26 protein-coding genes are annotated in these 25,957 nt (G+C 64.2%); 9 read left to right on the top strand and 17 right to left on the bottom strand.

Annotated elements, in window-relative coordinates:
• The 5 genes from ACSQ8Y_RS14250 to ACSQ8Y_RS14230 all read left to right on the top strand — a co-directional run bounded on the left by ACSQ8Y_RS14250 (position 1) and on the right by ACSQ8Y_RS14230 (position 3,206).
• Positions 1–738: a hypothetical protein gene (locus tag ACSQ8Y_RS14250; RefSeq protein ID WP_436267122.1), complete on the top strand. Its 738-nt coding sequence runs from the start codon at positions 1–3 to the stop codon at positions 736–738.
• 92 nt (positions 739–830) lie between these two features.
• The gene (locus ACSQ8Y_RS14245) at positions 831–1,589 is read left to right on the top strand and encodes a GNAT family N-acetyltransferase (protein ID WP_436267121.1); all 759 of its coding nucleotides are present in this window, start codon (positions 831–833) and stop codon (positions 1,587–1,589) included.
• Positions 1,590–1,591: 2 nt separating this feature from the next.
• Positions 1,592–2,083: a molybdopterin-binding protein gene (locus tag ACSQ8Y_RS14240; RefSeq protein WP_436267120.1), complete on the top strand. Its 492-nt coding sequence runs from the start codon at positions 1,592–1,594 to the stop codon at positions 2,081–2,083.
• Positions 2,084–2,152: 69 nt separating this feature from the next.
• Positions 2,153–2,623 (top strand): DUF1348 family protein, encoded by a 471-nt coding sequence (locus ACSQ8Y_RS14235; protein WP_436267119.1) that lies wholly within the window; start codon positions 2,153–2,155, stop codon positions 2,621–2,623.
• Positions 2,624–2,633: 10 nt separating this feature from the next.
• Complete coding sequence (locus ACSQ8Y_RS14230; protein ID WP_436267118.1) at positions 2,634–3,206, top strand: TetR/AcrR family transcriptional regulator; 573 nt, start codon at positions 2,634–2,636, stop codon at positions 3,204–3,206.
• On the opposite strand, the gene ACSQ8Y_RS14225 is transcribed toward ACSQ8Y_RS14230, so the two are convergent.
• The 7 genes from ACSQ8Y_RS14225 to ACSQ8Y_RS14195 form a co-directional block, all read right to left on the bottom strand.
• On the bottom strand, positions 3,154–4,755 hold the full coding sequence (locus tag ACSQ8Y_RS14225; protein ID WP_436267117.1) for a methyl-accepting chemotaxis protein: 1,602 nt from the start codon (positions 4,753–4,755) through the stop codon (positions 3,154–3,156). The genes ACSQ8Y_RS14230 and ACSQ8Y_RS14225 overlap by 53 nt on opposite strands.
• A gap of 193 nt (positions 4,756–4,948) precedes the next feature.
• Positions 4,949–5,236, bottom strand: coding sequence for a hypothetical protein (locus ACSQ8Y_RS14220; RefSeq protein ID WP_056404796.1), 288 nt, complete (start codon positions 5,234–5,236; stop codon positions 4,949–4,951).
• A 173-nt stretch (positions 5,237–5,409) separates the two neighbouring features.
• A complete protein-coding gene (locus ACSQ8Y_RS14215) occupies positions 5,410–6,087 on the bottom strand; it encodes an ABC transporter ATP-binding protein (protein ID WP_436267116.1) in 678 nt (225 codons plus the stop codon).
• A gap of 109 nt (positions 6,088–6,196) precedes the next feature.
• Positions 6,197–7,000 (bottom strand): phosphonate ABC transporter, permease protein PhnE, encoded by an 804-nt coding sequence (gene phnE, locus ACSQ8Y_RS14210; protein ID WP_436267115.1) that lies wholly within the window; start codon positions 6,998–7,000, stop codon positions 6,197–6,199.
• The gene (locus ACSQ8Y_RS14205) at positions 6,997–7,842 is read right to left on the bottom strand and encodes a PhnE/PtxC family ABC transporter permease (RefSeq protein WP_436267114.1); all 846 of its coding nucleotides are present in this window, start codon (positions 7,840–7,842) and stop codon (positions 6,997–6,999) included. The genes phnE and ACSQ8Y_RS14205 overlap by 4 nt, the downstream gene beginning before the upstream one ends.
• Positions 7,843–7,849: 7 nt before the next feature.
• On the bottom strand, positions 7,850–8,680 hold the full coding sequence (locus ACSQ8Y_RS14200) for a phosphonate ABC transporter ATP-binding protein (RefSeq protein ID WP_436267113.1): 831 nt from the start codon (positions 8,678–8,680) through the stop codon (positions 7,850–7,852).
• Between the two features lie 19 nt (positions 8,681–8,699).
• Positions 8,700–9,566: a putative selenate ABC transporter substrate-binding protein gene (locus ACSQ8Y_RS14195; protein WP_436267112.1), complete on the bottom strand. Its 867-nt coding sequence runs from the start codon at positions 9,564–9,566 to the stop codon at positions 8,700–8,702.
• Between the two features lie 178 nt (positions 9,567–9,744).
• Here ACSQ8Y_RS14195 and egtD point away from each other — a divergent pair, with 178 nt between their 5' ends.
• Complete coding sequence (gene egtD, locus ACSQ8Y_RS14190; RefSeq protein ID WP_436267111.1) at positions 9,745–10,740, top strand: L-histidine N(alpha)-methyltransferase; 996 nt, start codon at positions 9,745–9,747, stop codon at positions 10,738–10,740.
• A 20-nt stretch (positions 10,741–10,760) separates the two neighbouring features.
• Positions 10,761–12,053: an ergothioneine biosynthesis protein EgtB gene (egtB, locus tag ACSQ8Y_RS14185; protein WP_436267109.1), complete on the top strand. Its 1,293-nt coding sequence runs from the start codon at positions 10,761–10,763 to the stop codon at positions 12,051–12,053.
• Between the two features lie 184 nt (positions 12,054–12,237).
• On the opposite strand, the gene ACSQ8Y_RS14180 is transcribed toward egtB, so the two are convergent.
• Positions 12,238–13,173, bottom strand: coding sequence for an alpha/beta fold hydrolase (locus ACSQ8Y_RS14180; RefSeq protein ID WP_436267108.1), 936 nt, complete (start codon positions 13,171–13,173; stop codon positions 12,238–12,240).
• A gap of 88 nt (positions 13,174–13,261) precedes the next feature.
• Positions 13,262–14,962, bottom strand: a complete 1,701-nt coding sequence (gene leuA / locus ACSQ8Y_RS14175) for a 2-isopropylmalate synthase (RefSeq protein ID WP_436269824.1) — start codon at positions 14,960–14,962, stop codon at positions 13,262–13,264.
• A gap of 571 nt (positions 14,963–15,533) precedes the next feature.
• Between leuA and ACSQ8Y_RS14170 the strand changes: the two genes are divergently transcribed.
• Together ACSQ8Y_RS14170 and ACSQ8Y_RS14165 are read left to right on the top strand one after the other, a co-directional pair.
• Complete coding sequence (locus ACSQ8Y_RS14170) at positions 15,534–17,408, top strand: glycosyltransferase family 4 protein (protein WP_436267107.1); 1,875 nt, start codon at positions 15,534–15,536, stop codon at positions 17,406–17,408.
• A 36-nt stretch (positions 17,409–17,444) separates the two neighbouring features.
• Complete coding sequence (locus ACSQ8Y_RS14165; RefSeq protein WP_436267106.1) at positions 17,445–18,344, top strand: glycosyltransferase family 2 protein; 900 nt, start codon at positions 17,445–17,447, stop codon at positions 18,342–18,344.
• Between the two features lie 30 nt (positions 18,345–18,374).
• On the opposite strand, the gene ACSQ8Y_RS14160 is transcribed toward ACSQ8Y_RS14165, so the two are convergent.
• The 8 genes from ACSQ8Y_RS14160 to selD form a co-directional block, all read right to left on the bottom strand.
• A complete protein-coding gene (locus tag ACSQ8Y_RS14160; RefSeq protein ID WP_436267105.1) occupies positions 18,375–19,697 on the bottom strand; it encodes a glycosyltransferase family 61 protein in 1,323 nt (440 codons plus the stop codon).
• A 156-nt stretch (positions 19,698–19,853) separates the two neighbouring features.
• Entirely contained in the window at positions 19,854–20,798 is a 945-nt protein-coding gene (locus ACSQ8Y_RS14155) for a hypothetical protein (protein ID WP_436267104.1), read from the bottom strand.
• Between the two features lie 7 nt (positions 20,799–20,805).
• On the bottom strand, positions 20,806–21,465 hold the full coding sequence (locus ACSQ8Y_RS14150) for an acetyltransferase (RefSeq protein WP_436267103.1): 660 nt from the start codon (positions 21,463–21,465) through the stop codon (positions 20,806–20,808).
• Positions 21,458–22,099, bottom strand: coding sequence for a class I SAM-dependent methyltransferase (locus ACSQ8Y_RS14145; protein WP_436267102.1), 642 nt, complete (start codon positions 22,097–22,099; stop codon positions 21,458–21,460). Before ACSQ8Y_RS14145 ends, ACSQ8Y_RS14150 begins: the two co-directional genes overlap by 8 nt.
• Positions 22,096–22,794 carry a WbqC family protein gene (locus ACSQ8Y_RS14140; RefSeq protein WP_436267101.1) on the bottom strand — a complete coding sequence of 233 codons (699 nt, stop codon included), beginning with the start codon at positions 22,792–22,794 and terminating at the stop codon, positions 22,096–22,098. The genes ACSQ8Y_RS14145 and ACSQ8Y_RS14140 overlap by 4 nt, the downstream gene beginning before the upstream one ends.
• Before the next feature lie 19 nt (positions 22,795–22,813).
• Entirely contained in the window at positions 22,814–23,926 is a 1,113-nt protein-coding gene (locus ACSQ8Y_RS14135) for a DegT/DnrJ/EryC1/StrS family aminotransferase (protein ID WP_436267100.1), read from the bottom strand.
• Between the two features lie 100 nt (positions 23,927–24,026).
• Positions 24,027–24,806 (bottom strand): glycosyltransferase family 2 protein, encoded by a 780-nt coding sequence (locus tag ACSQ8Y_RS14130; protein ID WP_436267099.1) that lies wholly within the window; start codon positions 24,804–24,806, stop codon positions 24,027–24,029.
• Between the two features lie 58 nt (positions 24,807–24,864).
• Entirely contained in the window at positions 24,865–25,911 is a 1,047-nt protein-coding gene (gene selD, locus ACSQ8Y_RS14125) for a selenide, water dikinase SelD (protein WP_436267098.1), read from the bottom strand.
• Positions 25,912–25,957: the final 46 nt, after the last annotated feature.

Genomic DNA, 25,957 nt, shown 5'->3' with positions numbered 1-25,957 from the left:
ATGAGCAAGACCAGTACCGCGGCCAAGGCCGCACCGAAAGCCGCCGCAGTGAAAACCGCAGAGCCAAAAGCAGCTGTGCCCAAGACTGCAGCCGTTCCCAAAGTCAACGGCGCGAAGGCCAACGGCGCCACGGTGGCGGCACCGAAACTTGCCGCTGTGAAAGCCGTAGCCGTTAAAGCGGCGCCTAAGGCCGTAGCGCTGAAAGCGCCGGCGCTCAAGACTGCGGCCGTGAAAGCAGCACTTAAATCCGCAGCCAAAGCGGCACCTAAAACCGCAGCTAAAGCGGCATCTAAAACAGCAACTAAAACAGCAACTAAAACAGCAACTAAAACAGCAACTAAAGCCGTAGCAGTAGCCGCACCCAAAGCCGCTGCCAAGACCGCAGCTCCGAAAGCCGCCGCCAAGCCAGCCGCGGCAAAAACCGCCGCCAAGCCGACGGTCAAAGCGATCGCCGCGCCCAGGGCCGCGAAGCCGCAGCCAGCCGTCAAGCCGGTGGAGGCCGCCAAGGACAAGGTCCGCAAGGACAAACTGGTGCGCGACAGCTTCACCATGCCGGAAGCCGAATACGCGGTGCTGGGCCACGTCAAAAAGGCCGCTCTCAAAGCCGGTTTCGAGATCAAGAAAAGTGAACTGCTGCGTGTCGGCGTGTCCCTGATCAGCAAAATCGACATCGCCACGCTGAAGAACGTGCTCGCCTCCTTGCCGCAGCTGAAAACCGGCCGCCCGAAGAAAAGCTGATGTCGCATGTAACCAAAATGACATAAGCGTGTCATTGTCCTGAAGTATTCCGGCGCTACGCTTGCTTCGTCTCCACTCACAGAGGATGAAGCATGCAACAGGCTAACTTACAGACGGAAATCCGCGCCTCCTCCGCCAAGCTGTCGCTCAGCATGGCCAGCACGGCCGAGGAGTTGCGTGAAGTGCAGCGCCTGCGCTACAAGGTGTTCATCGAGACGATGGGACTGACGGCGCTGGCCAGCGAAGACGGTCTGGATCGCGACGAGTTCGACGAGCACTGCGACCACCTCATCGTACGTGACACCAAGACCTTGAAAGTGGTCGGCACCTACCGCTTGCTGAGCGCCGCGCGCGCCCACAAGCTGGGCCGCGTCTACTCCGAAAACGAATTCGACCTCAGCCGCCTGAACAATGTGCGCAGCCGCATCGTTGAAGCCGGCCGCGCCTGCATCCATCCCGACTACCGGGGCGGCAGCGTCATCATGCTGCTGTGGTCCGGCCTGGCCGAATACATGCGCCGCGAACGCTGCGATTTCCTGGCCGGCTGCGCCAGCATCAGCCTGGCGGACGGTGGCCACAATGCCGTCGCGGTCTACCAGAGCCTGGCCGCCAAACACATGGCCCCGGCGGAATACCGCGTCACGCCCCATCTGCCATTCCCTTACAGCAAGCTCGACGCCGCGCAGAACCCGCAAGTGCCGCCGCTGCTGAAAGGCTATATGCGCTCGGGCGCCTGGATTTGCGGCGAACCGGCCTGGGATCCTGATTTCGAGAGCGCCGACCTGTTCCTGCTGATGCCGCTGGCTAATCTGGATAGCCGCTACGCTCGCCATTACGGCGTGGAAGGTTGATCGTGCCGGAAACAATCAGCCTGCGTTGCGCGGTGCTCAGTGTCAGCGGCCCGCGCAGCGCCGGACGGGATGGGGCAGGGGATCTGCTGGCCGCGCGCGCGGCGGCGGCCGGACACAGCGTGGTGCGGCGCGTCTGCATGGGCGACGCCGTCAGCGACGTGCGGCAGATGCTGAGCGACTGCATTGCCGATCCAGAGATCCAGGTGGTGCTGACTTCGGGCGGCAGCGGCTTCGTGCGGCGCAACGCCGTGCCGGATGCCGCCGCCGGCTTGCTGGAGCAGGAAATACGCGGTTTCGGCGACCTGCTGCAGCACCTCGTGTACAGCGCCGTCGGCAGCACCATCGTGCAGTCACGCGCGCTGGCGGGCTACGCCAACGGCACCCTGGTCTTTTGCCTGCCAGGCGTGGTCGGCGCCTGCGCGCTGGCCTGGGACCGCATCATCAGCGCCCAGCTGACACTGTCCCCGCCAAAAAAAGGCTTGCAGGCGGCCTGAGCGCGGACTATAGTGACTGTACTGATCGGTACATATCGTACCGGTCGGAACAATCATATAGGTGCCGCCATGTCGAATCGTCCTCCCCTCCCTCCCTTCACCCGCGACACCGCGCTGGAAAAAGTGCGCCTGGCCGAAAACGGCTGGAATACCCGCGACGCCGAGAAAGTGGCGCTGGCCTATACCGAAGACAGCTGGTGGCGCAACCGGGGCGAATTCGTCCAGGGCCGCGCGGCCATCGTCGGCCTGCTCAAGCGCAAGTGGACGCGCGAGCTGGACTACCGCCTGGTCAAGGAATTGTGGGCCCACGACGGCGCCCGTATCGCGGTGCGCTTCGCCTACGAATACCGTGACGACTCCGGCCAGTGGTTCCGCGCCTACGGCAACGAGAACTGGGAGTTCGACGAGCACGGCCTGATGCACCACCGCCACGCCAGCATCAACGAGGCGCCGATCAAGGAGTCCGAACGCAAGCTGCTGTGGGACGCCAGCGGCCCGCGCCCGGCCGGCCATCCGGGCTTGACCGAGCTCGGTTTCTGAGGGAGCGATCATGGCGCGAACGATCGCGGAGCGGGCCGACGTGCTGCCGCTGCTGGCGGAAGTGTTCCGCACCTACGGTTTCGAAGGCGCCAGCCTGGCCCGGATCACCGAGGGCACGAAGCTGGGGAAGGGCAGCATGTATAACTTCTTCCCCGGCGGCAAAGAGGAAATGGCCGACGCCGTACTGGGCGAAATCGACGCCTGGTTCCGCCTGCATGTATTCGAGCCGCTGCGGGAGGCGAGCGACGCCGAAGCCGGCATCGAGTTCATGTTCGAGCAGGTGGAGCGCTATTTCCTGTCCGGGCGCAAGGTATGCCTGGTGGGCGTGTTCGCGCTGGGCAACGAGCGCGACCGCTTCGCCGTCAAGGTGCGCGACTACTTCGAGGCGTGGATAGCGGCGCTCGCCGCAGCCCTGGCGCGGACCGGAAAAGACGGCGCGGCGGCGGCGGAGCTGGCCGAAGAAGTGGTGGGCGGCATTCAGGGCGCCCTGGTGCTGGCGCGCGCCTTCGACCGCCCGGCCGTGTTCGGCGCTAGCCTGCTGCGCCTGCGAGCGCGGGTGGGCCGGCCGGCCGGCCCAGCTTGAAGATGCTGACGGCGGCGGCAAGCTGCTCGGCCTGGTCCTGCAGCGAGGCCGCCGCCGCCGCGCCTTCTTCCACCAGGGCGGCATTCTGCAGCGTCACGTCCTCTATTTGCGAGATGGCGCCGTGCACTTCCTCGATGCCGCCGCGCTGGTGGTCGCTGGCCAAGGCGATGTCGGCCATGATGCCGGTCACGCGCCGCACGCTGCCCACCACCTCCAGCATGGTGCTGCCGGCCTGGCTGACCAGCTCGCTGCCGGCAGCCATCTGCTGCACCGAGTCGTCGATCAGGTGTTTGATTTCGCGCGAGGCCGTGGCGCTGCGCTGCGCCAGATTGCGCACCTCGGACGCCACCACCGCGAAGCCGCGTCCCTGCTCGCCCGCGCGCGCCGCTTCCACGGCCGCGTTCAGCGCCAGGATATTGGTCTGGAAGGCGATGCCGTCGATGACGCCGATGATGTCGACGATCTTTTTGGCCGACGCGTTGATGGCGGCCATGGTCTCGACCACCTGCGCCACCACCGCGCCGCCTTGCTCGGCGATGTTGGAGGCGGACAGCGCCAGTTGATTCGCCTCGCGCGCGTTGTCGGCATTGCTGCGCACGTCGCCGGTCAGCGCCTGCATGGCGGCCGTGGTCTGGCCCAGCGACGCGGTCTGCTGCTCGGTGCGCGCCGACAAGTCCATATTGCCGGCCGAAATCTGCGCCGCGCCGGTGCCCAGCGTGTCCACCGCCACCTTGATGTCCGACACGGTGCGCGCCAGGCGCGCCTGCATGGCCTGCATGTCGGCCAGCAGGCTGCCGGTGTCGCCGTCGCGCAGGGCGATGCGAACATCCAGGTTGCCCGCCGCGATCTGCTTGCAGACGCTGGCGGCGTATTCCGGCTCGCCGCCCAGGCGCTGCAGCAGCTTGCGCAGTATGAGCACCGCCGTCGCCACCGCCGCGCCCAGCGACAATACGAACAGGCTGAGCAGGCCGATGCTGGCGGAGCCGATGCGGCTGCGCGCCGCCACCTCGTCGTCCTCGGTGCGTTTGACGGCGATCTGTACCACCTCGTCGATTGCCTTGCGGTGTTGCTCATACTGGGCTGCCATGCGCGCCAGGGCCGCGGCTGCCGCGTCCTTGTCGCCGCCGCGCAGGGCGGGCAGATAGCTGTCGATCGCCAGCGCATAGAAGGCTTGCGCCGGATCGTGCGCCTGGCGCAGCATGATGTCGCCCAGCTTGGCGTCCAGCCCGGCGTTCTGCCAGTAGAGGTGGCGCGTGTCGTAATCCTTTTTCAGCGCAAGCAGGCGGGTGGCCAGCGCTTCCCGTTCGGCACCGCCGGCGGCGCGTTCCAGTTGCAAGCTCACCAGGTAGGACTCGATGATGTATTCCGGCGGCGGCAGCACGTCCGCCACCAGATCCTTGTTCTGCACGATATTCTGGTACAGCGGACCGGTCACCTTGAGTTCGTCCAGGGTATGGAAGGACCAGTAGCCGTAGGCGGAAAAACCGCATACAAAAATGCTGAGCAACAGGATGAAGCGGTGGGAGAGCTTGAAGAGAGGGGATGGCATGCGCGGTCTCCGAAGTGAGACCACAGTATATTACGGAGGTTAAAGTTGTAAATTAAAAATTTAACGTTGGGCAATAATTACGGATCGGGCAAAGCGGGGGAGTAACAGCGGGGGCTTGGCTGTTGAAAAACAAGCAACGCAACTGGCGCCGGTGACCGCATGCCGGCGCCTGGCACTGCACGACTGGAGCTAGTCAGTGCATCGAGGCAGTCGATAGATCTTTGAGTTCACGTATGCTTAATTCGGATTTCTCGTGCATACGCAGCAATATCGTTGCTCCAACCGCCAATTTGCGATGGCGGATCTTGCTGATAATGGGTGGCTGCACCTCCAGGACGCGGCACAGCTCCGCGTCATTTTTCAGGTGCATCTTTTCTATCAGCGTATCGAGCAGCTTGTTTGGAACGAAGCTTGAAGGTTCCAAAGCCCTGGCTCGATTCATTGCTTCGATCAATTCCAGTTTTTTTTGCCGCACGCTCATTTTTTCCTCCTTAGTTAAAAAACGTGGATAGATTGGCGTCTCCTGGCTTGTGTTCAACCGCCCGAACGGCGTAAACATGGCGGATCAACTCAACTATTAATAACCAAGCAAGTTGTATGTATGATACTGCAACGGTAAATTATTGGTAGGTTTACACAGAAAAAATCTCTTATTTATTGTGCAAACCGGTTGACGAATGTTGTTTCTTGTAGTCCCGAGCTGGTCAGCACGAGCGTTCGGTCAGCCATTTCGGCTGCGGCGTGCGAGTGCGTCACCATGATCGTGCAGGCGTCGCTGGCCTTGATTTCCTTGCGCAGCAGCGTCAGTACGCCGTGCGCGGTCTCCGGGTCGAGATTGCCGGTGGGTTCGTCGGCTAGCACCAGGCCAGGCCGGTGCACCAGGGCGCGGGCGATGGCCACGCGCTGCATCTGGCCGCCGGACAGCTGGTGTGGATAGTCGCCGCCGCGCCCCTGCAGGCCGACCGCGTCCAGCATTTCCTCGGCGCGCTGCTGCGGCAAGCCGTTCAACAGCAGCGGCAGGGCCACGTTTTGCAGCAAGGTCAGGTGCGGCAGCACATGGAAGGCCTGGAAGATGAAGCCCATTTTCTGGCGCCGCAGGCGGGTGGCGGCGTCGTCGTCCAGCGCGGACATGGCGACGCCATCGAGTACGATGGGCGGGGCGGCGGCCGCGTCCGGCTGGTCCAGCCCGGCGATCAGGTTCAGCAGCGTGGACTTGCCGACCCCCGATTCGCCCATGACGGCGACGAATTCGCCGGCGTGGAAGGTCCAGTTCAGCTTGGCCAGCACCGGACGGCCGGCGTAGGTCTTGGACAGGTTGCGTAGTTCCAGCATGGATACCTCTGAGTTGCCTTGTCGTTCCCGCAGAGGCGGGAACCTATGCTTCGCCGGCAAGCCAGGCGAAGTATGGGTCCCCGCATGCGCGAGGACGGCACGGATGGGTCTATCGCGTCAGCGCGCGGCGGGTGGCGAAGCTGGCCGCGTCCACCAGCGCCACCAGCAGCAGCATGGCGATGATGACGGTGGCCGCTGCCTGCATCTGGAACAGCGACAAGTGATATTTCAGCATTTGCCCTAGCCCGCCCGCGCCGACCACGCCCAGGATGGCGGCGGCGCGTATATTGTTTTCCCACCGGTACAAAGTGTAGGACAGCATTTGCGGCAGCGTCTGCGGCAAAGTGGCATAGAAGAAGGCGGCCATCGGCGAGGCGCCGTTGGTGCGCAGGCTTTGCTCCGGCAGCGGCGCGGCATTTTCCAGCGCGTCCGCGAACAGCCGGCCCAGCACGCCGGCCGTGTGCGCGGCCAGCGCCAAGGTGCCGGCGAACGGACCCAGTCCGGCGGCGATCATCAGGATGGACGCCCACACCAGCTCCGGCACTGAGCGCAGCACGTTGAGCACCACGCGCACGGCGGCGCGCGCGGGGCGGCCGAAACGGCCTGCGCCGGGCAGGGCGAGCAGCAGGCCGCCGGCCACCGCCAGCAGCGTGCCGAGCGCGGACATGGCCAGCGTTTCCAGCGTGGCGTTGGCGGTCTTGAGCAGGAAGGGCAGGGCCAGCTCCGGCGGCGCGAAGCCGGCCAGGAACTCGCTGCTGCTGCGGATCGCGTCGGCGCTGAACAGGGCGGACCATTTCAGCGGCAGCGTGGCGAAGCTGGCCGCCACCAGCGCGGCCAGCGCCAGCGCCATCAGCCAGCCGGACCAGGAGCGCGGCGGCGCGGCCGGCATGTCCTTGGGGTGGGAGGCCATCATCCCAGCCGCTTCCGCAGGGATTTCGATACCAGGTCGGCGGCGGCCACCAGCAGCACGAACACCAGCAGCATGGACGACACCTCGCCGCCGGACAGCATCTTCATCGATTCATCCATGCGCTGTCCCAGGCCGCCGGCGCCGACAAAGCCCATCACCACCGAGCCGCGTATCGCGCATTCCCAGCGGTACACGGTGTAGGACACCAGTTCGGAGGCCGCCTCCGGCAGCGCGCCGTACAGCAGCGCGGCCAGCCTGCCGCTGCCGTTGGCCAGCAGCGTGTCGGCAGCGTGGGCTTCGGACGATTCCAGGATTTCGGCATAGACCTTGCCCAGCATGCCGCAGTAGGTGAGGGCGATGGCCAGCACGCCGGCGGTCGGCCCCAGGCCGACAATGCGCACGAACAGCAGCGCCCACACCAGTTCCGGCACGCTACGCAGCAGCACCAGCAGCCAGCGCACGGTTTGCCGCAGCAGGCGCGCGGGCAGGGCCATGCGGCCGCTGCCCAGGCGCGAGACCGACAGGCGCTCGGTGACGAGCAGGGTGGCCGGTATCGCGCCCAGCAGGGCCAGCGACAGGCCGGCGGTGGCGATGGCGATGGTGAGCCAGGTTTCGCGCAGCAGCATGGCCAGGAATTCGGCGCCGTGCGCGGGCGGTGCGAAGCCGGCCAGGAAGCGGCCGGTGGCCGCCAGGCTTTGCCAGTCGAACAGCAGCGCGGGGTTGAATTCGCTGGCCACCACCATCGGCCACAGCACGATGAGGGCGGCCACGGTCAGCGTCACCCGGCCGCGCCAGGCGGGGTCGGGGTGGCGCTCCGAATAGGGGACTGCGGGAATATTGCGCATGACGGAGTCAGAGGCAGGCGCCGATGGCCAGCTTTTCGGCCGACTCGTGCACCGAGGGCGCGTTGGCCGGCGGCTGCTCGCCCAAATACAGTTCGGCGATCATCGCCTCCGTCACCTGCGCGCGCGGCAGGTCGAACACGATGCGGCCCTTTTTCAGCGCGACGATGCGCGGGAAGTTGGCCAGCGCCAGGTCGACCTGGTGCAGGCTGCACACCAGCGCGGCGCCGCGTTCGGACGCTTCCTGCTGCAGCGTGGCCAGGGTCAGCTGCGACAGCGCGGGGTCGAGCGCGGACAGCGGTTCGTCCACCAGCAGCGCCTGGGCGTCGGACAGCATCAGGCGCGCCAGGCCGCAGCGCTGGCGTTCTCCGCCGGACAGGCGGTCCACCCGGCTATACAGCTTGTCGCCCAGGTTGAAGCGGGCCAGCGCGCGGTAGGCGGCTTCCGGATCGACCGGCTTTACCAGCGAGCGCAAGGCGCGCCATAAGCTCCAGTGCGGCAAGCGTGCGGCCAGTACCGCCGTCACCACGCGCTGGCGCGGCGGCAGTGGCGGGGTCTGCGGCGCAAGGAACAGGCGCGCGCGCAAACGGTGGCGCGCGCCATTGTCCAGCGTCCACGGGTCGACGCCGAAGGCCGTGTAGCGGCCGCCGTCGTCCGACTGCGGCTGGTGGTTGCAGGCGAGCGTGGCGAGCAGCGTGGTCTTGCCGGCGCCGGAAGGGCCGATCAGCGCGAGCTGCTCGCCCGGCGCGATGGCCAGGTCGATCGCATGCAGCGCGGGCGCGCTGGCGGCCGCCAGATGGCGGACCGTCAGGCGCTCGAGCAGGTACAGATAGGAAGACATTGATTACTTCTTGCGTCTATTACTTCTTCAGCAGGCCGGCGTTGACGGCGGCGGCTTCGATGGCGGTGTAGTTCTCGGCCTTGGTCGGAATGAACTTGGAGGCGCGCTGCAGGTCCAGGATGGCCTTGTCTTCCGGCTTGGACGGATCGAGCGCCAGGAAGGCGTCGGCGATCTTCTTCTTCAAGTCCGCAGGCATGTCGGCGCGCACGGTCCAGTTGTAATCGTAGTAGCCGGGGGTGGTGTAGAACACGCGCACGGCGGCCGGATCGACTTTCTTCTCGCCGATCAGCTTTTCCCACACGGAGATATTCAGCGCGCCGGCATCGACCTTGCCGCCCGCAACGGCAGCCACGGTGGCGTCATGCGCGCCGGAGAAGGCGATGCGCTTCAGGTCGGTGTCCGGATTGATCTTCGCGGCCAGCAGGAAGGAGCGCGGCATCAGGTGGCCGGAGGTCGAGGACTCGGAGCCGAAGCTCAGGGTCTTGCCTTTCAGGTCGTCGAGCTTGCTGATCGACTTGTTGGTGGTGATGAACACGGAACGGAATTTCTCGTCTTCCGCGCGCTGCACCAGCGGCACCACCTGGCCCTTGCTGCGGTCCTTGGCTTGCACGAAGGTGAAGCCGCCGAACCAGACCATGTCCAGCTTGTTGTTGATCAGGCCTTCCACCGACGCGGCGTAGTCGGTCACCGGCGTGAATTCGACCTTCATGTTCAGTTTCTTTTCCAGGTATTCGCCCAGCGGCTTGAACTTGCGCTGCAATTCGGTCGGCGCTTCGTCGGGGATGGCGGACACGCGCAGCACTTGCTGGGCGGAGGCTTGCGCGGCGGCGAACAGCAGGCCGGCGGCCATCAGGGATTTGACGATGTTCAACGGGGAAACTTTCATGGGTCTAGCCTTTTCTTGTAAGGAATATATTGTTTCGGCGACGATGCCGGCACGGACACCGCTGGCGCACCGCTAGACGCGGTGGCGCTGGAAACGTGATATTCAGCTATGATAGCAAAACTGTCATCGGCAGCAGACGGATGATGGCCGACCAACCTGACTGAGCACACATATGCCTATGTCCCGTACCGCAGCGCTCCACGCGATTTCGACTGAAATTCCCAGCCGTCCAGCCAGAGCGGCGCACGCCGGCCCAGCCACCATCGCCGAAATCAGCAGCGGACTGCTGGCCGAGCGGGCCGCGACGTCGCCGAAGTATTTATACGACAGCCTGGGGTCCAAGCTGTTCGAAGCAATTTGCGAACTGCCCGAATACTATCCCACGCGCACCGAAGCGTCCATCTTTGAACAATATGGCGGCGAAATCGCCCAGGCGGTGGGCACCGGCTCGACCTTGATCGACCTCGGCGCCGGCAACTGCGCCAAGGCCGCCAGCCTGTTCCCGCTGCTGCATCCGGCGCAATACGTGCCGGTCGACATTTCGCGCGATTTCCTGACCGAGGCGGTGCACGGCCTGCAACAGCGCTTCCCGCATATCGAGATGACCGCGCTGGGGCTGGACTTCTCGCGCAGCTTCCACCTGCCGGCCAGTGTGCGGCCCGCGCGGCGCGTGTTCTTTTATCCAGGTTCATCGATAGGCAACTTCGCGCCGCACGAAGCGATTTCCTTCCTGCGCCGCATGCGCGCCAACGAGCAGGGCGACGGCGGCCTGCTGATCGGCGTAGACCTGATCAAGGACGGCGCGGTGCTCGATGCCGCCTATGACGACGCGATTGGCGTCACCGCCGCCTTCAACCTGAACATGCTGCGCCACCTGAACCACCTGATCGGCGCGGACTTCGACGTCACGCAGTGGCGGCACCGCGCCTTCTTCAACGCCGAGGAAAGCCGGGTCGAGATGCACCTGGAGGCGCGCGAGGCGCTGGTGGTGGGCTGGCAGGGCTATGAGCGCCATTTCGGGCGCGGCGAGCGCATCCACACCGAAGACAGCTACAAATATACGCGGCGCGGCTTCATCGACCTGCTGCAGGAAGCCGGTTTCGCCGCCACCCGCACCTGGACCGACGACGCTGAATGGTTCGCGGTGATCCATGCCAAGGCCATAGGCGATTGATCGGTAAACACGCTATGCACATGACCGACCCCGCGCACTGGATCGCGCGCTACAACACGGTGCGCGAGCGCTCGCTGGCGCTGGCCGCGCCGCTGTCGGAAGAGGATTGCGGCGCGCAGTCCATGCCGGACGCGAGTCCCGTCAAATGGCATTTGGCGCACACCACCTGGTTCTTCGAGACCTTCATCCTGGAGCGCATGGAAGCGCGTTTCGAACCCTTCCACCCTGCGTTCCGGGTATTGTTCAACTCCTATTACAACGGCATCGGCGAAAAGCACCCGCGCCCGCAGCGCGGCCTGCTGACGCGGCCCGCGCTGGCCGAGGTGCAAGCCTACCGCGCCAATGTGGACGCGCGCATGGCGCGGCTGTTCGCGGGCGAACTGGACGCGCCGCAGCGCGCGCAGCTGGAAATGCTGGTCACCCTGGGACTGGAGCACGAGCAGCAGCACCAGGAGCTGATGCTCACGGACGTGAAGCACCTGCTGGCGCAAAACCCGCTGCAGCCGGAATATGTGTTGGCGGAGCGCGCAGGCGGCGGCAACGGTCCTGGCGCGGGCCTGGAGGCTGCTGCGCCGGAGTGGCTGGACTTCGACGGCGGTCTGATCGAAATCGGCCACGGCGGTGACGGCTTCTGCTTCGATAACGAGTTGCCGCGCCACCGCCAGTATGTGGCGCCGTTCGCGCTGGCGTCGCGCCTGGTGACCAATGGCGAATACCTGTCCTTCATCGAGGCGGGCGGCTACGATACGCCCGCCCTGTGGCTGGCCGAGGGCTGGGACTGGGTCTGCGCCCAGGGCCTGCGCATGCCGCTGTACTGGCGGCGGGACGAGGCGGGCGGCCAGTGGCAGGAGTTCACGCTGTTCGGCCTGCGGGCGCTGGACATGCAGGGGCCGGCCACGCATCTGTCACTGTTCGAAGCGGACGCGTACGCCCACTGGTGCGGCGCGCGCTTGCCCACCGAGGGCGAATGGGAATTCGCCGCGCGGCTAGCTGCCGTGGAAACAGGCGAGTTGCATCCGGCGAGGGCGCGCAGGCAGTACGCCGCGGAGGATGCGAAGCAGGCCGGGGCAGAGATGCAGCAGATGTTCGGCCATTGCTGGCAATGGACCAGCAGCAGCTACGCACCGTATCCCGGCTACGAGACGGCGCCGGGCGCGCTGGGCGAGTACAACGGCAAGTTCATGCTGAACCAATACGTGCTGCGCGGCTCGTCGTGCGTCACGCCCGGCGGGCACGCGCGCGCCAGCTACCGCAATTTCTTCCCTGCCGGCGCCCGCTGGCAATTCACCGGCATCCGCCTGGCGCGCCGGTAGGGTGGATCAGCGCAGCGTCATCCGCCGGGCTACCCGCGCGGGCCCGGGCGCGGGCGCGGCACTCAGCGGCAAGCCGGTTGAAGGGGCCGCCGACCGGTTCAGCGCTGGCGCAGCGCGCCAGGCACGCTGTACGGCCTTGGGGGGCATTTGCAACGCGGCACACCTGACGGGGCCGTAGCCGGCATCAGGGCTGCTGTTTGTCCAGCACTTCCATGATGGCGGCCAGGACGGCTTCGGGCCGGGCGAACAGCACGGGCTGGCCGGCGTCCGCCAATGCGCGGCTGCTGCTGCGCGTCGACAAGGCGGCCAGTTGCTGGGCCTGGACGGCGGCGGCGCCGGCGGGCAGGCCGCGCGCGAGCACCGCCAGCGGCACATCGCCGAAGGTTTTACGGGCGGCGCGCAACTGGCTGGCGCTGGCGCCCAGGTTGTCGATTTCGGACGCGCGCGAGCGCCAGTAGGCGGGTTTGGCTGCTTGCGCCGCTTGCGCTGCCGCCAGTTTGGCGCCGGTTTCGCCGCCACCGGCGTAGGCGCAGGAAGGGGCCGCGGCGGCTTTTCCATCGCCGGCCGCGTCCAGGCAGGCCAGCGCGGCCTGCAGGGCAGCAGCGTCCACCGGGGCGGCGGCCAGCGCCTCGTCCTGCGGCGGCTCCACCAGCACCAGGCCGGTGACGTTGCCGCGTGCGCGGGACGCGAACTGCTGCGCCACCATGGCGCCGAAACCGGCGCCGACCAGCACGAAGGGGCCGTCCATGCGCGCGTTCTTGAGCAGGAAGTGCAGATCCTTGCTGGCGTTGCCGGCCGTGGCCGGCCGCGTGGCCGGGTCGCTGAAACCGAGGCCGGCGCGGTCGTAGACGCAGGCGCGGGTGCGCTTGGCCACTTCCGGCTGCACAGACGACCAGTCCCAGCCGGCGCGGCCGGCATCCGCTTCGAACAGCACGGTGGGCGAGCCCTTGCCGGTGCAGTACAGATTGAGCTTGCGGTCGCCGACGTCGACTTTGACCTGGCCGCTGGCAAAAGCGTCCTGGCCGGCAGGCGGCGCGGCGTGGGCGCCGGTCAACAGGGACATGGTGGCCGTTGCCGCGAAAGCGGTGGCGACGGCGGCGTGGCGGGTGAATTTGGACATGGAGGCTTTATGTTGTTGACGTCGAAAAGGCGCCCTCGTGGGGCGCCCTCTTAAATCCGGCTCCGGCGGTGACCGGGCCGGAGCGGAATTACGCGGTAGCGTCTGCACCCGCCGGCGTTGCGGCGGCTTCCCTCTGCTTGATCTGGCGGTTGACGGCGCTCAGCACGGCCTTGAAGGAGGCGGTGACGATGTTGCTGTCGATGCCGGCGCCGAACAGGGTCGGGCCGTTCTCCAGGCGCAGCTCAACGTAGCAGGCTGCCTTGGCGTTGGCGCCCGAGCCGATCGCGTGCTCGTGGTAGTCCATCAGCTTGATGTCCAGGCCCAACGCGTCGACGAAGGCGTCGATCGGGCCGTTGCCGCCGCCCTGCAGCGCCATGCTGGCGTTGCGGTGGGTGAGGGCGATGTCGATCTGTACCGGCTCGTCGCTGGTGGTGTCTTCCTGCAGCTTGTGCGAGTGGTAGGCGTACGGCGAGGCCTGCTCCAGGTATTCGCGGCTGAAGATCTGGTGGATGCCTTCGGAGGTGATTTCCAGGCCGGTCTGGTCGGCCACGGCCTGCACGGCGCGGCTGAACTCGATTTGCAGGCGGCGCGGCAGCACCAGGCCGAAGTCCTGTTCGAGCAAGTAGGCCATGCCGCCCTTGCCGGACTGGCTGTTCACGCGGATCACGGCGTCGTAGCTGCGGCCCAGGTCTTGCGGATCGATCGGTAAGTAGGGGATTTCCCAAGGCGCGTCCGGCTGCTGCTTGGCGAAACCTTTTTTGATCGCGTCCTGGTGCGAGCCGGAGAAGGCGGTGAAGACCAGGTCGCCCACGTAGGGATGGCGCGGGTGCACTGGCAACTGGTTGCAATCCTCGACCAGCTTGCGCACGGCGTCGATGTCGGAGAAGTCCAGGCCCGGGTGCACGCCCTGGGTGTACAGGTTCAAGGCCAGGGTCACCAGGTCGACGTTGCCGGTGCGCTCGCCGTTGCCGAACAAACAGCCTTCGACGCGGTCGGCGCCGGCCATCACGGCCAGTTCGGCGGCGGCGATGGCGGTGCCGCGGTCATTGTGCGGGTGCACCGACAGGATCAGCGCATCGCGGCGCGCCAGGTTGCGCGACATCCATTCGATCTGGTCGGCGTACACGTTGGGCGTGCTGCACTCCACGGTCGAGGGCATGTTGATGATCATTTTCTTTTCCGGGGTCGGCTGCCAGATGGCGCTGACCGCGTCGGAGATATGCTTGGAGAAATCGAGTTCGGTGGTGGAGAACGATTCGGGCGTGTATTCGAAGCCCCAGTCGGTCTCCGGATGCTGGGCCACCAGCTCTTTCACCAGCGTGGTGCCGGTGGTGGCGATGGCGGTGATCTCGTCGCGCGACATGCCGAACACCACTTTGCGGAATACCGGCGCCACCGAGTTGTACAGGTGGACGATGGCGCGCTTGGCGCCCGCCGCCGCCTGCACGGTGCGGCGTATCAGCTCTTCGCGGGACTGGGTCAGCACGATGATGGTCACGTCGTCCGGAATGCGGTCTTCTTCGATCAGCTTGCGCACGAAGTCGAAGTCGGTCTGCGAAGCCGAAGGGAAGCCCACTTCGATTTCCTTGATGCCGATCTTGATCAGCATGTCAAAGAAGCGCAGCTTCTTTTCAGGGCTCATCGGCTCGATCAGCGCCTGGTTGCCGTCGCGCAGATCGGTGCTCATCCAGATCGGCGGCTTGCTGATGATGGCGTTCGGCCAGGTGCGGTCCGGCAGTTGGACCGGCGGGAAGGCGACGTATTTCGATGCTGGGTTCTTCAACATGATGGTGTACTCCTGAGTCTTCGAATGGGGGAAAGCGGTGAGGCGCATGCGATGTGTGGCGCTGGGCTGCCGTGCTGCCACGTGATTCTAGGCTCGGCAACCGGTCGGTAGCGATAGCAGTAGCAGGCCGCCGGCCAGAATGGGGGCGACGCGTGCGGTGCTGCTGTGCGGGTAGATAGCCGTGGTGGACATCGGTGCAAACTTTCCTGTTTTTGGGGGAGACTTGCGCAGCTTGTGGCCGGCGCAGGGGTACAGCTGTGACGCGATTTTAAGCGCGTGCTAGTAGGCGCGGCGCTAGCGATAGGGCGCTAGGAGCCGGCAGCAGGAAAGCGGATAGGTGCGGATGCGGGAACATGGCTTTAATGTAAGTGAGCAGCTTCTGCTTTGTCAAGTTAAATTATGGGGCACTGCGGACTTGCCGCCCTTTGCAACCCCGCCAAGCCCGTATATCATGCGGCGACTACCTGCTTAGGCGGGCCAACCCAAGACAGCGTGCTCCATGACACCAGTCCAGAAAAAGATACTTATCGCCTGCAGCCATTTCTGGCCATCCATTGGCGGGCTGGAGACCAGCATGGGGCAGCTGGGCAGCGAGTTGGCTGCCGCGGGCTATGACGTCACGGTGATGACGCTGGCTTTTCCGGGGCGCAGTGCGGACCGCCACCAGGGCGTGGCGATCGCCAGCGTCGACATGGCCGATTTCCAGCAATCGATACGCGCGGCGGTCGCTTCCGGCGACTATGGCACCTGTTTGCTGATCCAGGACCCGCTGGGCAACATCGTCTGGAGTGTGGAGCAGCTGCAGCCGCCCGCGCACACCCGGGTGCTGGTGCAGCCCATAATCAACGAGGATGGCTATGCGCGCTGGAAGGACAAGCAGGATTTCCGCCGGCGCCTGGCAGCCATCCTCAGGGCGTCCACCGCCGCGCTGACCATGACCAAGAGCGGTCCCGACCACCGTTTTATGTGCGAAGAGGGCATCACGCCCGTCTACCTGCCCAACGCCAGCAGCCGGACCGCGCCGGCCGGCGATTTCCGCCAGCAGTTCGGCATCCCGGCCGACCGCTTCGTGATCCTGCATGTGGCCAATCTCTATTGGGTAAAAAACCACGTCGGCCTGATCGACGCGCTGCCCGACATGCCTGCCAACTGGCAGCTGGTCATGATAGGCACGCCGACCGGCGCCGCCGACTGCGTCGCGGCGGTGCAGGCCAAGCTGGCCAGCCGGCCCGAGGTCATGTATATCCCGGGCCTGCCGCCGGAATGGATCGCCGCCGCCATGCAGGCGGCCAATGTGGTGGTGCTCGCTTCGCACGGCGAGGGCTCGCCCATCACCCTGCTGGAGGCCATGTCGCACGGCAAACCCTGGCTGGCTACACCAACCTGCGGCGCTGCCAATGATCACTTGGGCGGCCTGATTTGCGCATTGTCCGGCTTCATGCCCCGTCTGCGGCAACTGGCAGCGCAGCCGGCGTTGCAGCAAGCCTTGGGCGAGATCAGTCACGCCCACTGGACGCAGTGCTATGCCTGGCCCGTGGCCTTGCAGGGATGGATGGACTTGATCGATACCGGCAGCTTGCGGCGCTCTTTCGAACCGGATGCCGAACTGGTGGAGCGGATGCGTCTGGCCCGGCAGGCCATTGAGGACCAGGCTGCCGCCGCCGTGCCGCGGGTAGCCTTGCTGGTGGACGGGCGTGCAGCGGCTGCCGCCAACAGGCTGAAGCAGGCCCTGGTGGGCCGCTGCGAACTGCGCGTCGTGTCTGCGGACGAAGACGCCCAGGGCCAAAGCGAGGGCGCCGCGCCGGCCGGCCGCGTCGATCGGCCCGACCATACGGAGCGGACCGACCTGGTGGTTGACATGCGCACGTGCGCCGCGTCCGATGCCAAGTCGCAGCCGGGGCCGCACCTGTCCCGCGACATGCTGGCGGGATGCCTGCGTCAGGTCGACTACAGCGTCTTCCACGTGGACGCCTACCGCCAGGGGCCGGTCCGTTTCGGCTGGGTAGGCGACGTCAGCGCACGCGCCGAAGAAGTGCATGGCCTGCTCATCCCGGCCATGCGCGACCGGCATCAGGTGTCGATACTGAACGAGCAGGCCGGACCGGCCGAATTGGCGGCCTTCCTGCAAGGGATCGACGTGCTGCTGCTCACCTCGGAAGAAGAGCATGCGTTGGCGGCGGCGGTGGCGGCCATGGCCTGCGCCGTGTTCCCGTTGGGCGTGCGCCGGGGCAGGCTGGCCGAGCTGCTGGAATACCAGCTGAGCGGCCAACTGGCGGCGCCGTCCGGCGCCGCCCTGCACGAGGCCATGAACTGGTGCAGCGCGCATGGCGATGAACTGCGGCGCCGCAGCTACCGGCAGGCCCAGGCTATGGCGCTGCAAGCTCCGGACCTGGTGCTGCCCGCCGCGTTTGCGCGCGTGCTGGAACAGGCGCTTGGCCGCCCGCTCTGATATCGACCTCCATCCCACATTGAACTGTCCAAGCCCATGAACTCCCCATCCGCGCCACTGGTTTCCGTCGTCGTCAGCGTCTATAACCACGAAAAATATCTGCTGAAGACCCTGGAAGGCGTCGAAATGCAGCAAGGGGTCGATTTTGAAATTATTATTCACGACGACTGCTCGCCTGATGGTTCTGCAGAAATTTGCCGCCAGTTCGCAGCTCGTTCCCGGCACCGCGTCAAGCTTATCCTCCAGGCAGAGAACAAGATGGGCCGCAACATTGGTATCTGGTCTGAGATCTACAGCCAGTGCGAAGGGGAGTATGTAGCGATTTGCGAAGGCGACGATTTCTGGACACATCCCGGGAAACTGGCGCACCAGTGTCAGAGCCTTGCGATGTTGCCCCACGTGGATCTGGCCTTCCATAAGGTGGCCCGCATTCATTGGCAGTCAGAAGGCGTCACCGGCTACCTGGGCGATTATGGGGAGGAGCCTCGGCTGTTTTCCGTGAATCAGGTCATCGAGGGCGATGGCGGATTTATTCCCACCCCGTCGATCATGATCCGGCGTTCTCTGCTAAAAGCGATGCCAGACTGGTACTATGAGCATTTGCCGGCCGGTGACTATTGCTTACAGGTTTATGGAGCATTGCGTGGCGGTGCCCTATATCTTCCGCTGTGCGGGGCCGCTTACCGGCAGGGAGACCCGACCTCCTGGTCGCAGCAGACCACGGCCGATATCCAGAAGGTCAACCGGTTCGACCAGGCTTTTCTGCTGTTCATGGGCCGCTTGCGGGCCAGCCTGCCTACGAATTGCCACGCCAGCGTCGACCAATTGACGCTGCAGCGCTTTCTGCTGTATTGCCAGCGTTGCTTCGTTCACAACAAGCTGGGCGATGTAGCCGAATTGGCGACGGCGCTGGAGCGTAGCCGCAGCAGTATTTAGTCTGCTGCAGCTATGCGCGGGCTGCCTCACTCAGGCGGTGCGGTCCAGCGCCATATAGTCCAGAGTTTTTTGCAACAGCTCGACGTCGACCAGGAAATTTTGATTAATAGTTTTGGCTTGCGCCGATGGATAGTAGCGAGTCGATGGCGTGGTCATCAAATGGTAGTGACCCAGCTGGTTGTTATTGCATAGCGACCAGAAACAATTCGATTCAAAGCCCTGCTGGTAAATAATCAGCACCTGGGTTCCAGGATGGCAAAAGACCAGGTTGGCAAAGCCGGCCCCGGCGGGCCCGGCGACGATATCGGCGCTGGCGAACAGTTCCTGCTTTTGCGCCAGATTTAAGTCCTCCAGCGCGAAAAACTCAAAACCCTGTGCCGCCAGCACGGCCTTCACTTCAGCGTTGTTGATGACCTTGCGGAACGGCGCCTTTTCGCGGTCGATGTAGATCCTGCGTCCCCGGGTAGCGCCCTGCGGTACGCTATAGTGCGCGTGCATGATGCGGCTGATCCATGGTTCGATATCGAGTCCGACAGGCTGCTGGCTGAAATCATATTGCTCAAGCGTCGAAGTGACGATCAACTTGCGCGCGCGGATATGCGGCGCCAGATGCCAGGGGTAGACCTTGCTTTCCGGGATGCCAAGCCGGGTCAGAAACTCCATCAGCGCAGGCACTCTTTCGCGTACCAGGAAGAGGTCGATCTCATCAAGGCGATAGCCCGCCTTGGCGATTAGCAGCAGCTTGGGCAGCACCTCCATCAGCCAGTGGAAATAGCCATCACCCCACACACTGGCCAGCGACACAACGGTGCCGTCAAAACTTTGCAGCGGCGGAAGTGCCTGCTGGTCGCACAGCGCCATCAGTATGCCGTCACTCCGGCACACGCCCTTGACATGGCGCTCGGCACCGTCAAAAACAGCTTGACCATGATGGCTCACGCAAATGCGCCCATCGTGTAGCGTCGCGACATGATGGGTGCGACGTAGGGATGCGCGCGCCTGGAATGCCCCTATAGGGGTTTGGTCGGGCGAGCGGGAGGCGGCATAGACTAACTGGTCTGGCGCGTTGTCGAATACTGCCAGGCCGGTATCTGATCCCAGTTCGCCGATATCGACACAATTGGTCAGGCGGGCTTCGAAGCGCTCTCGGCCAAGGGCTGTAACCCGCTGGCCATAGTGCGCCACTTCGGCCAGATTCCTGTCACGGGTCGCCAGCACGGACTCGAGCAAGAATCTGGTGCTGTAATCGAAGGGATGTGCAATGGCGTCATCAGTGAATAAGGCCAGTGTATCCTCATAGTTGAGGTTGTATTGCCGGTCCCGTAGAGGGAATTGGAAAAGGATGTCACTCATTGCGGTTGTCCGTCGCCTACGTTTATTTTTCGTACAGGAAGAAAGGTTTTATCTGAGTGATGCCTGCCGGGTCGGATCGAAATCGATATCGATATTTAATGCCTGGTGGGTCCCCCGATCTAGCTTTCAGGGCACTCACTTTTGCAAAGAACGCAGTTACTGTTGATCCAATTCCGCGTAGCCGAATCCGCTGCGGCCGAAACCGTCGCCGTTATAGAACATCAGCAGTTTTCCGCGATGCTCGATGACGTGCGGATAGGCGAGCATAAAGCCATCCCACTCTCCTGGGCTGACCGCGATGCCGCTCGCCTCATCCATGCGTGTCCATGTCTTACCATCTGGCGACTCCGCATAACCGACGCGGTAACTGCTCCCGCTGTTGGTGCGGTAATCGATCAAATCACGGTAGCTATACCACATGCGCAACCCATCGCCGTGCCGTAAAACGGAAGCCCTCACGATGCCGCCTTCCGAGTCGCTCTTATAATCAATCGCGACCACGCCGTTCCTCTCCCAGTAGATGCCGTCCTGCGATTCAGCGTACTTCAGATGGTAGCGCGGCTCCATGCCGCCTTCCTGCTGCGTCCATTCAGTGCAGGACAAATACCAGTTGCGCCAGCGCCCCTGCTCGATCAGGACACAAGAGGTCGTACAAAAGTAGGGTTCGTCGGCTGTGCGGTCAATAATCGGCCCTTGCCGCACACGGCGAAAATTCACGCCGTCTTCGCTAACCGCCAAGCCAATCGAGTTATGGTAGGGGATGGTGTTCCTGACATTGAACCCGATGTAATACAGATAAATCAGGCCCTCGTGCCGGACGATCCAGGACGGTATGACGCCGCAGTCGTCGAATGTCCCGACCGGTCCAAGATCGAGTATCGGCTCGGGATGTACGTACAGTACTTGCCGCGGGTCGCTCGCATCGACTTCGATCATGCCGATGCGCGAACGATTCTGGTCATCGCGGCTGCTGAAGTAGATTCGCAGGCGGTCTTCGCTGCATCGGTCCACGGTGGGCACCTGGGCATGGGTTTTGGCCCACCAAAACTGCCCATCAACCACATGCACCAAGCCTTTTTTCTGCCAGTTCTGCGTGTTCATCACGGCCTCAATATTTTAAGTCTTTGCTGGAAATTTCCGCCTTGGTGGCCGGATTTCCCCGGTACACGCCCCAGGCTTCGGTTTTCTTCATGACGGCCGCCGCCATCGCGATGAAGCTGCCCTCGGCCAAGGTCAGGCCGTCGCGTATGGTGGCGTTGACGCCGAAGAAGCAGTACGGTTCGACGGTGCAGTGGCCGGACAGCACGACGTGCGAGGTGAAAAACACATGGTCGGCGATGCTGCCGTGGTGGCCGATGTGGTTGCCGCTCCACATGACCACATTGTTGCCTATCGTGGTGAAAGGCTGCAAGGTGTTGTCTTCCAGGATGAAGCAGTTCTCGCCGATCACATTGTGGCAGACGGTGGCCCTGGAACTGACGTAGCTGATGCAGGTATAGCCCTTGGCCTTGATGGCGTCGTACACCTTGGCGCGCGCCAGATTGATATTGGATGGCGACATGGGCGCGAAGAACTGGTATTCGGCCGGCGGGAAGGTCTGCTCGATGTCCTCGAAAGCATGCACCGGCAGGCCGTGGAATTGTCCGCTCTCGGGCAGGTACTGCCGGTCCACGCAGAAGGCAACCACTTCGTGGTCGGTGTCCGTGGTCAGGTAGTAGTGCGCCAGCTCGGCGAAATCCTTGACGCCAAAAATCACGACTTTACTCACGGTGCGCTCCCTTGTAGACATAGGTTGTGTATTCATACAGTCCGTAATCGTTCCGGATCACGACGTGCCGCGAGACATGCTTGGTCAGGAACTCGAGCAGCAGATCGGTCGACAAATGGAAAAGGTCGTCCCTTTCCCAGTCCACGCATTTGGACATCACGTTGAAGGCGATGCCGCGGCGGGATTTCTCGAACACCTTGGTGATCATCTCCTTGAAGTAGGCGAACATCTCTTCCTGCGACAGCGCGCGTTTTTCCGTGAATACGCCGTTCATCACGATGTAGTCGAACTCGGGCAGTTGGTCCGTTTCCCGCAGCACATCGAGGCAGTAGAACGGCCGGTCCGGGAATTTTTCACGCGACAGCGCCACGAACTTTTCCGACACGTCCAGCCCGGCGTAGTCGATGTGGTCCAGTCCTTCGCGCAGCGCGTGCTGGTACAGATGAGCGGCGCCGCAACCGAAATCGAGCAGGCTGGCCGCTTCCCGCTGGCCGCGCATGACGCCCAGCATGACCTGGTAGCGGGTCTGGGCGTCGCGTTCGTTGGGCCAGTCGACGCCGGCGGCGGTGTCGCCGTGGCGCGCCAGGCAATCCTCGTAGTGCTCGACGATGGAAAGGTATTTGTTGTCGCTCATTCCAGTTCCGTGGGAAAAAGTGCCTGCCGCGTGGCGGTCCGGCCTTGGTGCATCAGGACGTCGATGATGGATAGTCCCGGCGTGAACGGCGCGCCGCACTGGCCGTATTCGTCCAGTCGTGGCTTCAGGAAGCGCAGCTCTATGCCGAGTGCGGAAAAATCGGCGGGCGCGTACAAGTCCTTGCCGCCGGGAGGGTTGATATAGATAGCGGCCTGCTCCTGCACGCAGATGTCGCGTATGCGCTCGGCGCCCTTGAGGCCTGTATCACCGTAGATCGCCGAGCTGGGTACGATACGGCAGGACAGGTCCAGCCAGGCGTGCAGCGCGGCCAGGCTGGCGTGCAGATAGGGCGCCAGTTCCGTTTCCGGACAGGCGAGCATGTCCCGTACCAGCGGCATGGTTTCCTCATAAAAGGCCGCCTTGCGGTAGGCCTGTTCGATGGTCTTGAGCAGCTTGGCGCGCCAGGGTGTCTCCTCGCCGAGTGCGATCTGGTTGATGCGCTGGTTCTGGCTGGCGCCGCGCAGGGGGATGGTGATCAGATGCTCGCGGCCGCCGACCAGGATGCGGTTGCGGTTGATCCAGCCCCGGTTGATGAAGTTCACGTCGTCCAGCAGCACGAAGCGGTCGACCGCCGCCATCAGCTGGAAGTAGCCGAGGTAGGGCGCAAAATAGGGCTGCATGATGGCCAGTTTCATGGCGCCTTTCGAGCCACGGTCAAGCGGCACCGACCAGGCCGACGATGCGCTGCTGCTGCTCGGCCGTCAGTCCGGGGTAGATCGGCAGGCAGATCACGCGCCGGGCGATGTCGCCCGCCACCGGCAGATTGGCGGGGTCGGCCGAGGACAGGCCGCGATACATCGGGAAGTCCGAAATCAGCGGGAAGAAATAGCGGCGCGCGTAGATCTTGTTGTCGCGCAGGCGTTGGAACACGGTGTCGCGGCTTTCCGGATGGCCGTCGCCGATCAGGATGGGGAAGTAGGAATAGTTGGCGGTCGATTCGCCGGACCCTTCCACGCAGTGCACGCCTTTAACCGCGCCGAGCAGGTGGCGGTAGCGCTCGTCCTGCTCCCGCCTTTGTGCCATGGCCTGGTCCACCTGCTTGAGCTGCAGCAGGCCGAAGGCGGCATTGATCTCGCTCATCTTGCCATTGATGCCAGGCGCCACGACGGTGGTCTCGTCGACGAAGCCGAAGTTCTTCAGGCGGTCCACGCGCAGCTTGGTCTTGGCGTCCGGGCTGACGATGGCGCCGCCCTCGAAGGTGTTGAACACCTTGGTGGCGTGGAAGCTGAGCACGGACAGATCGCCATGGCCCAACAGGCTTAGTCCCTCGCGGCGCACGCCGAAGGCATGGGCGGCGTCGTAGATCACGCGCAGATTGTAGTTGTCGGCGATTTTCTGGATCGCCTCGACGTCGCAGGGATGGCCGTAGCAATGCACCGGCATGATGGCCGTCGTCTGCGGCGTGATGGCCGCCTCGATGCGGGCCGGATCCATGTTCAGGGTGCGCGGGTCGATGTCGACAAACACCGGCTTGATGCCGTTCCACAGCAGAGAGTGAGCGGTGGCGACGAAGGAATAGGGCGTGGTGATCACTTCGCCGGTGATGCGCAGGGTTTGCAGCGCAGTCACCAGGGCCAGTGTGCCATTGGTGAACAGGGAAATATGCTCGACCCCGAGGTAGTCGCACAGCGCACGTTCAAGCTGGTGGTGGAAGGTGCCGCCATTGGTCAGCACACGGCTATCCCAGATCTGCTGCAGGTAGGGGATGAAATCCTCCAGCGGCGGCATGTCCGGCTGGGTGATGAAAATCTCTTTCTCAGTGCTCATTTCAGGTCCCATTTTTCTGAACAATAGTAACCTGTCCCTTGCCGCTTCAATAGTGCGAACAGCGGTGTTTGTACCCCGCTGTTTGCCAGCGGCGCCGGCTTCAGCATTGCTCGAGCGTCAGCGGCACGCCGTTGGCGGTCATCAGCGCTTGCCGCGCGAGGCGGGTTTCCATGTTAGGGGCCCGGTATTTCTTGTACAGAAACAGCATGGTCTCGACCAGCAGATCGTCGCGGCTGTTCCCTCGCCGCATGTTCTCCGGCGCGTCGGCCTTGCTCTTGTGGATGTTGACGCCGTACACCGGCACGTGCTTCAACTGGCGGCCCTTCAGGCATTCCATCAGGAAGGCCCAGTCTTCATAGATGATCATGTCGGTGGCGTAGCGCACGCCGGCCACGACGTCGGCGCGGTACACGACGCAGCTGTTGGGGATGCGGTTGAGTACATGCACATTGTCCGCTGTGGCGCCGTTGATGCCTATGCGTTCGCGCGACAATTGCCGCGGCGGCGATTGCGTGCGGTCTTCATTCACCACGTTGAAGTCGCAGAACAGCAGTTCCGGCTTGCCCGCGCCGATGTGCGCGACCAGCGAGGCCAGGTGGCCCGGTTCGAAGGTGTCGTCGTCGTCCAGGAAAATCACGTAGCGGCTCTTGACCAGGTCCAGCGCCATGTTGCGGCTGACCGCCGGACCCTTCTCGCCGCTGCGGATGATGTAGGTGTAGCGGCCTTGCAGCGCGGACATTTCCTCGAACGGCGGAATGTAGCTGGCTGAATCGTCCACCACGATCACCTGGAAGTCTTGCCAGGTCTGGGCGATCAGCGACTGCAGGGTACGGCTCAGCAGGACGGGGCGGTCGTGGGTGGGAATGATAATGGTGAACAATAGGATCTCCTCGGCCGGATGATGCAATATAGAAAGGTCGTCGTCAAGCCGGCCGAGGTCAGGCCGCCACAGTGACGCGCGCCGGGCCGCTGTGCATGGCGCCGATGACGGCGGCCGCTGCGAAGCCCTCGCGCTGGAACAGCGCCAGCACCTCGTCCACACTGGCCGGATCGCAGGCCACCAGCAGGCCGCCCGAGGTTTGCGGGTCGGTCAGCAAGGCTTGCTGGGCCGGCGTGACGGCGGCGGCCAGCGCCACGTCCTTGCCGTAGGCGTCCCAGTTGCGGCCGGAGGCGCCGGTGAAGTAGCCGTCCGTGGCCAGTTGCTCGACGCCGGGCAGCAGCGGGATGTTGGCCATGTCGAGCTGCGCCTCCAGGCCGGCGCCGCGCGCCAGTTCCAGCAGGTGGCCCAGCAGGCCGAAGCCGGTGACGTCGGTCATCGCGTGCACGCCGGCCATGGTGGCCAGGGCCTGGCCCGGCTTGTTCAACTTGGTGGTGTTGGCGATCATCGCCGCGTAGCCGTCCGCGTCCAGCTTGTCCTTCTTCAGCGCGGCCGACAGCACGCCCACGCCGAGCGGCTTGCCCAGCACCAGCACGTCGCCCGGCAGGGCGCCGGAGTTGCGTTTGACCTTGGACGGATGCACCAGGCCCAGCACCACCAGGCCGTAGATCGGCTCCACCGAATCGATGGTGTGGCCGCCGGCGATGGGGATGCCCGCCTCGGCGCAAATCGACTCGCCGCCGCGGATGATCTGGCCGATGGTCTCGAGCGGCAATTTGTTGACCGGCATGCCGACCAGGGCCAGCGCCATGATGGGCGTGCCGCCCATGGCGTACACGTCCGAGATGGCGTTGGTGGCGGCGATGCGGCCGAAATCGAAGGGATCGTCGACGATGGGCATGAAGAAGTCGGTGGTGGCGATCAGCGCCTGCTCTTCATTGAGTTTGTAGACGGCGGCGTCGTCCGAGGTCTCGATGCCGACCATCAGTTCCTTGGGAACCGGGAAGCCGTGCGAGTTTTTCAGGATTTCCGACAGCACGCCGGGGGCGATTTTGCAGCCGCAGCCGCCGCCGTGGGAAAAGGAGGTGAGTTTGATAGGTGTTTGCATGATGCCCGCCAATATCACATGCCAGCCGCCGCTTGTAAAGGCCGCT

Origin of the sequence: Pseudoduganella sp. LjRoot289 (assembly GCF_964252925.1) — a bacterium.
GTDB lineage: Bacteria > Pseudomonadota > Gammaproteobacteria > Burkholderiales > Burkholderiaceae_D > Rugamonas.
The sequence above is the reverse complement of the archived record's forward strand: the minus strand, read 5'-3'. Positions and strand labels throughout refer to the sequence as shown.

Coding starts and splice junctions, on each gene's coding strand:
- ACSQ8Y_RS14250 (WP_436267122.1), top strand. CDS start 1: ATGAGCAAGACCAGTACCGCGGCCAAGGCCGCACCGAAAGCCGCCGCA.
- ACSQ8Y_RS14245 (WP_436267121.1), top strand. CDS start 831: ATGCAACAGGCTAACTTACAGACGGAAATCCGCGCCTCCTCCGCCAAG.
- ACSQ8Y_RS14235 (WP_436267119.1), top strand. CDS start 2,153: ATGTCGAATCGTCCTCCCCTCCCTCCCTTCACCCGCGACACCGCGCTG.
- ACSQ8Y_RS14230 (WP_436267118.1), top strand. CDS start 2,634: ATGGCGCGAACGATCGCGGAGCGGGCCGACGTGCTGCCGCTGCTGGCG.
- ACSQ8Y_RS14225 (WP_436267117.1), bottom strand. CDS start 4,755: ATGCCATCCCCTCTCTTCAAGCTCTCCCACCGCTTCATCCTGTTGCTC.
- ACSQ8Y_RS14220 (WP_056404796.1), bottom strand. CDS start 5,236: ATGAGCGTGCGGCAAAAAAAACTGGAATTGATCGAAGCAATGAATCGA.
- ACSQ8Y_RS14215 (WP_436267116.1), bottom strand. CDS start 6,087: ATGCTGGAACTACGCAACCTGTCCAAGACCTACGCCGGCCGTCCGGTG.
- phnE (WP_436267115.1), bottom strand. CDS start 7,000: ATGATGGCCTCCCACCCCAAGGACATGCCGGCCGCGCCGCCGCGCTCC.
- ACSQ8Y_RS14205 (WP_436267114.1), bottom strand. CDS start 7,842: ATGCGCAATATTCCCGCAGTCCCCTATTCGGAGCGCCACCCCGACCCC.
- ACSQ8Y_RS14200 (WP_436267113.1), bottom strand. CDS start 8,680: ATGTCTTCCTATCTGTACCTGCTCGAGCGCCTGACGGTCCGCCATCTG.
- ACSQ8Y_RS14195 (WP_436267112.1), bottom strand. CDS start 9,566: ATGAAAGTTTCCCCGTTGAACATCGTCAAATCCCTGATGGCCGCCGGC.
- egtD (WP_436267111.1), top strand. CDS start 9,745: ATGTCCCGTACCGCAGCGCTCCACGCGATTTCGACTGAAATTCCCAGC.
- egtB (WP_436267109.1), top strand. CDS start 10,761: ATGACCGACCCCGCGCACTGGATCGCGCGCTACAACACGGTGCGCGAG.
- ACSQ8Y_RS14180 (WP_436267108.1), bottom strand. CDS start 13,173: ATGTCCAAATTCACCCGCCACGCCGCCGTCGCCACCGCTTTCGCGGCA.
- ACSQ8Y_RS14170 (WP_436267107.1), top strand. CDS start 15,534: ATGGGGCAGCTGGGCAGCGAGTTGGCTGCCGCGGGCTATGACGTCACG.
- ACSQ8Y_RS14165 (WP_436267106.1), top strand. CDS start 17,445: ATGAACTCCCCATCCGCGCCACTGGTTTCCGTCGTCGTCAGCGTCTAT.
- ACSQ8Y_RS14160 (WP_436267105.1), bottom strand. CDS start 19,697: ATGAGTGACATCCTTTTCCAATTCCCTCTACGGGACCGGCAATACAAC.
- ACSQ8Y_RS14155 (WP_436267104.1), bottom strand. CDS start 20,798: ATGAACACGCAGAACTGGCAGAAAAAAGGCTTGGTGCATGTGGTTGAT.
- ACSQ8Y_RS14145 (WP_436267102.1), bottom strand. CDS start 22,099: ATGAGCGACAACAAATACCTTTCCATCGTCGAGCACTACGAGGATTGC.
- ACSQ8Y_RS14140 (WP_436267101.1), bottom strand. CDS start 22,794: ATGAAACTGGCCATCATGCAGCCCTATTTTGCGCCCTACCTCGGCTAC.
- ACSQ8Y_RS14135 (WP_436267100.1), bottom strand. CDS start 23,926: ATGAGCACTGAGAAAGAGATTTTCATCACCCAGCCGGACATGCCGCCG.
- selD (WP_436267098.1), bottom strand. CDS start 25,911: ATGCAAACACCTATCAAACTCACCTCCTTTTCCCACGGCGGCGGCTGC.